Annotated in this window: 1 protein-coding gene; it reads left to right on the forward strand. The window is 38.7% G+C overall.

Annotation, left to right across the window (positions count from 1 at the left end; genetic code table 11):
- The coding region (locus Q0954_RS34225; RefSeq protein WP_299466658.1) for a reverse transcriptase domain-containing protein at positions 1-625 on the forward strand (625 nt) is incomplete at its 5' end.
- Between the last annotated feature and the right edge of the window lie 72 nt (positions 626-697).

Below are 697 nucleotides of genomic sequence, written 5' to 3' on the forward strand. Positions count from 1 at the left end.
CTTACATTATACACTAGATAGATGGTTGGAACTACATTATGGAGTACCTTATGTAAGGTATGCCGATGACATGATCATTCATTGTCGTAGTGAAAAAGAAGCCCAAACAATACTTCAAGCAGTACGAAAACGCTTAAATGAGTGTAACCTACATTTAAACGAAGAAAAGACTAATATTGTATGCTGTCGGAACAACGGAAAAGGGAAGAAAAGTTATCCAAAGAAGTTTGATTTTCTAGGTTTTAGATTTCAACCAAGAACAAGTAAAACCAAGGATGGAAAGCTATTTCTACGCTTCGATTGTGCAATCAGCCCTAAAGCCAAGAAACGCATAGCTCAAAAGTGGAAAGAAATGAAGATACACCGCTGGACATCAGCGACGCTTCAAGACATCGCTAAGAAAGTAAATCCAATACTACGAGGAATATACCAGTACTATGGTAAGTTCCGTAAATGGGAAATGGATATAACTTTCAAAGTATTCCACCAGCGGCTCGTCAAGTGGGCGATAAATAAATACAAACGCTTGAAAAGGAGTTTGAAGAAAGGCTATGATTGGTTAAGGAATGTGAGGCGAGATTATCCGTACCTGTTTTATCATTGGGATTTAGGAATCAAAGTATGATGATTTGTATAACAAGAGCCGTGTGATGGGAGACTATCACGCACGGTTCTGTGAGAGGTTCGGGGTGAAAAT

Source organism: uncultured Microscilla sp. (assembly GCF_947493425.1).
Classification (GTDB): Bacteria; Bacteroidota; Bacteroidia; order Cytophagales; family Microscillaceae; genus Microscilla.